1 protein-coding gene is annotated in these 3,121 nt (G+C 64.9%); it reads left to right on the top strand.

Going from position 1 to position 3,121, the window contains the following annotated elements:
* The coding region (locus ACFZCE_RS25105; protein ID WP_390943252.1) for a VWA domain-containing protein at positions 1 to 3,010 on the top strand (3,010 nt) is incomplete at its 5' end.
* Positions 3,011 to 3,121 lie beyond the last annotated feature (111 nt).

Raw genomic sequence — 3,121 nt, 5'->3', positions numbered from 1 at the left:
CACCCAAACGGTGAGCTACAGCTACACCTTGAACGACCGCGAGCAACACCCGGCGGGTAGCCCGCCCGCCGACGAGCTGTCTGAAGACTTCCACGTGATCGCCACCGACACCGACGGCGATAAAGCCGACGCCTGGCTCAACGTGCGCATCGAGGACGACTCGCCGACCGCCCGCGATGACAGCAACCGCCACACCGTCGACGCCAAGCACGCCAGCACCAGCGGCAACGTGCTGCTGAACGACACCCTGGGCGCCGACTACAACCCGCAGCCGGTGACCAACGCCGGGACCCTCAAGGGCACCTATGGCACCCTGCAACTGAACACCGACGGCACCTACACCTACACCCTCGACACCACCAGCGCCGGCTACAAGGCCCTGGCGGTCGGCGCGCTGGGCCATGAAACCTTCGACTACAGCATCAAGGACCTGGACGGCGACACCAGCTCGGCCCAGCTCACCTTGAACGTGAAGGGCGGCGACCACCCGATCAGCCTGAACATCGAGTGCGACACCCTGACCGTCCAGGAAAGCGCCTTGCCGGGCGGCAGCCACAGCAATGTGGATGGCCGCACCGTAGACGGCACCTTCCAGGTTGAAGCTGGCGACGGGGTGAAAACCCTGGTGGTCGGCGGCATCACCGTGGTCAGCAACGGCGAGCCGGTGAATTTCGGCAGCGAGGGGGTTTCCGCCAAAACCGAGTACGGCACCTTCACCGTAACCGGCTTCGACAAAGGCACCGGCACGGTGACCTACCACTACACCCTGGAAACCGCCGCCGACCACCCGGCCGCTGGCCACGACAGCGTGTATGACAACATCGCCATCGTCGCCACCGACAGCAACAACGACCAGGCCACTGGCACGTTGCACATGAACATCGTCGACGACACCCCCAGCGCCAACAGCGGCAGCCAGGAAGTGCACACCGGCAGCACCGGCACCAACCTGCTGCTGGTGGTGGACGTGTCGAACAGCATGAACACCTCGGCGCGGGTCGGTGATGGCTCGCAGTCGCGCCTCGACCTGACCAAGGCCGCCATCGACAAACTGTTGGCTGAGTACGCCAACGTTGGTGATGTGCGGGTACAGATCGTGGCTTTCAGCACCGAGGCCAGCCAGGTGGGTTCAGACTGGATGACCGTGAGCCAGGCTGAGAAATACGTGGCCAGCCTCAGTGCCTCGGGCGGCACCAACTACGACTACGCGCTGGATAAAGCCAGCGATGTGTGGAGCGCCGAGGGCAAGCTGGCCGGGGCGCAGAATGTGAGTTACTTCTTCTCCGATGGTAACCCGACGTTGTCTGACAGCAACCCGCTGCCGTCCGACGTGCAGAACGGCCGCACCACCCAGCCAGAACTGGGCGATGGCATCAGCGAGAGCGAGCAGTTGGCCTGGGAAGGCTTCCTGCGCGACCACGACATCAAGAGCTACGCCGTGGGCCTGGGCAAGAACGTGGCGGCCACTTACCTGGAGCCGATCGCCTATGACGGCAGCCAGAACACCGACCTGCCGGCCAAGGTGGTGACCAACCTGGCAGACCTGCCGGCGGCGTTGATCAGCACCGTGACCGGTGACCCGGTCAGCGGCACCCTGGTCGGCGAAGGCGGCTTCGGCGCCGACGGCGGCCATGTGCAGTCGATCACCCTCGACGGCATCCGCTGGACGTTCAACCCCGACAGCAACAGCGTCACTGCCAATGGCAAAGGCGACAGCTTTACCTTTGACCCGAACACCTCGATCCTGACCATCAAGACCGCTCACGGTGGCGAGCTGCAGGTCGACATGGCCACCGGCGACTACCGCTACGCGGTGGGCAGCGGCAGCACCGGCAGCTTTTCGGAGAAGGTCAGCTTCATTCTGGAGGATGGCGACCACGACACCGTGAGCTCGGCGATCAGCATCAAGGTCAGCCCGAGCACGGCGCAGCCAGGCGATGACTTCACCGCCCAGAGCCTGCAGCGGGTGCTGGTGCACGGCCAGGACCGGGTGCTGGAACGCAGCGAGTTCGCCGCCAACAGCGCGGCGATGATCGCCACCCTGCTGGTGGCCGGGGTGGTGGGCGGTGCCCACGCGGCGCTGGCCAGCGATACCCTGCAGGTGAGCCTGCACCAGGGCGAAACCGTCAACCTCAGCCAGCTCGGCGGCCAGGGGCACGCGGTCAAACTGAGCCTGGTCGATGCCGACGGTGACCTGCATGCGCTCAAGAACGGCCAGTTCACCGCCAGCGAAGATGGCCTGTACCAGTTGCGGGTAGAGCCGGCCGGCAACGGCCACGCCGAGCAGAACTACACGCTGAAAGTCGCGGTGGACTACAGCCATGTGGAAACCAGCGCCCAGCCCACCGTGCAGGTGCAGGCCGCCGACGACAGCAGCCACCACGCCAGCGTTGCCCATGCCAGTGCGGCGGCCGCCAGTACGGCAGACGCACCCGCCAGCAGCGGTGAGCACAGCGCCAGCTACCAGGGCAGTGAGCATGGGGTGCAGGCTGACCTGCGCGAGGCGAGCTTCAATACCCTGACCAACCTGCTGGGGTCGCAGCACGATGACTGGCTGCATGCCGGTGATAACGGCTCAACCCTCAACGGCGGCGCGGGCAACGACACCTTGGTGGCTGGCAAGGGCAGCGACGTGCTCACCGGCGGCAGCGGTGCCGACACCTTCGTTTGGGAGCATGGCGCCAGCGGCCATGATGTGGTCACCGACTTCAAAGCCGGCGTCGACACCCTCGACCTCAGCCAGTTGCTCGGCGATGTGGCCAAGAACGCCTCGCTGGATGACTTCTTCAAGGTCAGCGTCAGTGGCAGCGGCAGCGATGCCACCACCCACCTGGCGGTCAGCACCAGCGCCAACGGCCCCGCCGCGCAAACCATCGACCTGCAGCACACCAACCTGGCCGAGCAGTACCACGCCGGGACCAGCGCGGGCAGCGATGGCTTGATCGTCAGTGCCCATGATGTGATCAATGGGATGCTGGGCGACCATTCGTTGAAGGTGGATGCGGTGTAAAGGGGCTGAGGGCCCCTCGCCCGGCACAGCCGGCCTCTCATCAAACAAAAAATATCCCCTTGTTTTTTTAAAAGAAAAAATCAAGCAGCCCTCACCAGTTCCATCCCCAAC

The sequence above is a fragment of the Pseudomonas sp. NPDC007930 genome, from assembly GCF_042958985.1.
In the GTDB taxonomy this organism is placed as follows: Bacteria; Pseudomonadota; Gammaproteobacteria; order Pseudomonadales; family Pseudomonadaceae; genus Aquipseudomonas.
The sequence above is the reverse complement of the archived record's forward strand: the minus strand, read 5'-3'. Positions and strand labels throughout refer to the sequence as shown.